The following is a 3,457-nucleotide window of genomic DNA, read 5'->3' as shown; positions in this document are numbered from 1 at the left end:
ATGTCAAAGAACACTTGATTCTTACTTTTTACACAACCTCCCGGGAGGAGGAGTACCCCAACGGGGGGAGGTGGTAGGTGAAACAATAAAGTACCTATAAATCACAAGACTAAGGATTTCTTTCTCACCTACCACCCCGCCCTAAAGGGCACCCCTCCTCCAACTGGAGGAGGGGAGTTGAGATAGTCCGCCTTATTTATGAAGATACTCAGTAAATCATCATTTGATTCATACCCCCTACAGTTTTGAAATGAACCTCCCGGCAGCTTACTCTACTTTCAACTCTGACGATATTTTTCGTCAAGCTCACGTCATTTCAAACTCTTTTTTCTTTGCCTCCGAACCAAAGGAAAAAAGATATGATACAGAATCTACTATTTTCAGAGCAACTGGAGCAGGTGCGCGATCATCTGCTCAGTCTGGCGCGTTTGCTGGAGCGTGCCGGAGTGAAAGCCCGTCCAGAGATTGCCCGGGGCTGGGTGGACGGACAAGAGGTGATGGACGCGTTACACATCAGCCAGCGTACCCTGCAAAACTTGCGTGACAACGGAACCTTGGGGTACACCGTTTTGGGTAAGAAATACTTCTATCGCATTCAGGAGATTGATGACCTGTTGCGAAACAACTATGTGATGTACAAGCTCAGTGCATGGGGCAAGGAGGACGAGCATCCTGCCACCGATGACAGGGAAGGGGGTGACAGATGAAACGCTTCAGCTTCTTTCTGGCTCCCGTCAGTAATGTCGTACCCCATAAGACGGTGGGGATAGAGCAAATCTACAATGTCATCCGGGGCGACTATTATCGTGCCGCTACCGAAGAGCTGCGCCGCCTGATACAAGAAGAACGAGTCACGCAGCGCGATGTGCAACGCTTCAAGTCGAGAAACTTCGATTATGCCACCTTTAGCGGAGAGTTCAGCCGTCGGCGCGAAGATGCCCTGTTGGCGCATAGCGGACTGCTCTGCCTTGACTTCGACCATATCAGTCAGTGGCAGGGTGGCGGGCATTTGCAAGGTGTTTACGGGTTGCGCTATGCTTTGGCGCACGATGCTTCGGTAGATACGGCCCTGCTTTTCCGGAGTCCGGGTGGTGACGGTCTGAAGTGGGTGGTTCCCATCGACCTGGGGCAGGGCACGCATGCCGACTGGTTCGAAGTCTTGTCCTACTACGTGTCGCGCAATTATGGGGTGGAAACCGACCCTTCAGGGCGCGACATTGCACGTGCCTGCTATCTGCCTTGGGATCCGGATGTGCTGATGTACTGAATTATAAATCATAAACAATAAATTTTCTCATGTCAAAACAGAAATTTAACCTGGGTGAGTGGCGTCGTGACACCACCCTCACTCCCCGTGACGAGGTGGAAATCGTCATTTCACGCATTGAAACAGCAAGTCTCGATCTCACTTCAACTTATAATGACTGGCGCGACCTGGGCTTTGCGCTGGCTCAGGGGCTGGGCGAGGAGGGGCGTACCTTCTATCATCGCCTGAGCCGTTTTTATAGCGGATACCAGTCCGCTGAAACCGACAAACAGTACACAGCTTGCCTGCACTCGCGCGGACATGGCATCACGCTGAACACCTTCTTCCACCAGGCAAAGCTGGCGGGAGTGGATATCAATACCCGTCCGTTGCCAAATTGCCATATTGCCACATTGCCAAAAGCGAAGGACGTGGCAATATCCCCTGTTGCCGGAGCGGATCGGACGCCTCCGGGCGATGATTTCCCCACTTTCCCCGATGAAATCTACGCCTCCATGCCCCGCCTGCTCTCCGATGTCTGCTCTTACGGCATTTCGGCCGAAGACACGGACATGCTGTTGCTGGGTGCCCTCACGGTGCTTTCCTCTTGCCTGACGCAAATTTCGGGCATCTATGGGCAGCGGCAAGTCTACCCCAACCTCTACCTGTTTGTCGGGGCACAGGCCTCGGCGGGTAAGGGGCGGCTGACGCTGTGCCGTCATCTGGTGGATGTGGTGCATGCCGACCTGCGCCGGCAGAACGTCCGCGAGTGGGAGGAATATCGCCGTGAGAAGTCCCTCTACGAAAAGAGCAAACGCAAGGAGGGCGGTGACGAACCCTGCCAACCGCCCGTCAGGATGCTTTTTATTCCTGCCAACAGTAGCGCCACAGCCCTCTTCCAGACGTTGAACGACAACGAAGGACAAGCCCTGATGTTTGAGACTGAAGGCGACACGCTGACCACCACTTTCCGCAGCGAGCACGGCAACTACAGTGACGGCCTGCGCAAGGCCTTCCATCACGAGACCATCGCCTACAATCGCCGGAAGGATCGCGAATATGTAGAAATCTCCATGCCCCGCCTTTCGGTGCTGCTCAGCGGAACGCCTCGCCAGATAGGGGCGCTCATCCCTGATGCCGAGAACGGGCTTTTTTCCCGCTTCCTCTTCTACAGCCTGCCCCTGCGCCCGGTATGGAACGATGTGTTTGCCTGCAACGGGGAGGATACGCTGGACAGTTGTTTCCTTCGGTTGGGAGGCCGTTTCTTTCAATTCTATTTACGTTTGAAGAAAACAGCCCCCCTGCGCTTCACGCTCACCGCCACACAACAGGTGGAGTTCAACCGTTTTTTCAACTCTATGCAGCAGCAGGGACTCCAGTGTTTTGGTTCCGACATGCTGGCTTCTGTACGTCGCCTGGGACTGACGGCTTACCGCATCTGCATGGTGTTCTCTTCACTGCGACTGATGGACTATGAGGGAGACACCCCGTTGCCGGCCACTCTTTGTTGCCGTGATGATGATTTTCACACCACGCTCCTGATGATGGAGGTGTTGCTGCATCATACGGGACTGGCATATGAAGGATTGCAGGCCGATACCAAGTCTGCACCCCGCCGGGCCACCGTCGCCGAAGGCGATCAGCGCGAACGTCGGTTGCTTCAGTTATTTGAGGGATTGCCGGAGTCTTTCAATCGCGCGGGTTACCAGAACGTGGCGCGCACCGAGGGAATCCCTGCCCGTACGGCCGACCGCTACATCATTGAACTGTGCAATCAGGGGCGTTTGCAGAAGTTGGACCATGATGCGTATGGAAAAACGGGAAAGTGATTCGGTCTGAATAGTGTCCGCTCCGTATCTGGACCGTGTCCGGTCCGTACCAGGTCCGTAGTATCTCCGTAGTCTATAGGCACGGAGCTGCTACGGACTTGCTACGGAGTTGGTACGGAGATGCTACGGAGATACTATGGAGGCGTTACGAAGGTGCTATGGAAATGCTACGCACCGGATACACAGCAGGGTGACCGTACCTAATTCTTACTCATTTCTGCAGGGTTTTGAATGAAATGATGATTTACTGAGTATCTCAATTAATTAGGCGGACTATCTTAATTCCCCTCCTCCTCCCGGGAGGTTGTGTAAAAAGTAAGAATCAAGTGTTCTTTGACATATTGTATAAAAAGGATTTTATATCTTTGCTTTGATAACAATA

Annotated in this window: 3 protein-coding genes; all 3 read left to right on the top strand. The window is 53.4% G+C overall.

The window, feature by feature from the left end; translation table 11 throughout:
- Positions 1–359: 359 nt before the first annotated feature.
- Genes HMPREF9447_RS27435 through HMPREF9447_RS06505 form a run of 3 tightly spaced genes read left to right on the top strand, consistent with a single transcriptional unit; the run spans position 360 to position 3,075 of the window.
- The gene (locus HMPREF9447_RS27435; protein WP_009128906.1) at positions 360–707 is read left to right on the top strand and encodes a helix-turn-helix domain-containing protein; all 348 of its coding nucleotides are present in this window, start codon (positions 360–362) and stop codon (positions 705–707) included.
- Positions 704–1,267, top strand: a complete 564-nt coding sequence (locus HMPREF9447_RS06510) for a BT4734/BF3469 family protein (RefSeq protein ID WP_009128905.1) — start codon at positions 704–706, stop codon at positions 1,265–1,267. The genes HMPREF9447_RS27435 and HMPREF9447_RS06510 overlap by 4 nt, the downstream gene beginning before the upstream one ends.
- Before the next feature lie 29 nt (positions 1,268–1,296).
- Positions 1,297–3,075: a DUF3987 domain-containing protein gene (locus HMPREF9447_RS06505; RefSeq protein ID WP_009128904.1), complete on the top strand. Its 1,779-nt coding sequence runs from the start codon at positions 1,297–1,299 to the stop codon at positions 3,073–3,075.
- Positions 3,076–3,457 lie beyond the last annotated feature (382 nt).

Origin of the sequence: Bacteroides oleiciplenus YIT 12058, assembly GCF_000315485.1 — a bacterium.
Taxonomy (GTDB): Bacteria; Bacteroidota; Bacteroidia; order Bacteroidales; family Bacteroidaceae; genus Bacteroides; species Bacteroides oleiciplenus.
This window is presented reverse-complemented; position numbering and strand designations above follow the sequence as displayed.

Bases quoted from the DNA above. Each gene is read 5' to 3' on its own strand.
- HMPREF9447_RS27435 (WP_009128906.1), top strand. From the start codon at position 360: ATGATACAGAATCTACTATTTTCAGAGCAACTGGAGCAGGTGCGCGAT.
- HMPREF9447_RS06510 (WP_009128905.1), top strand. From the start codon at position 704: ATGAAACGCTTCAGCTTCTTTCTGGCTCCCGTCAGTAATGTCGTACCC.
- HMPREF9447_RS06505 (WP_009128904.1), top strand. From the start codon at position 1,297: ATGTCAAAACAGAAATTTAACCTGGGTGAGTGGCGTCGTGACACCACC.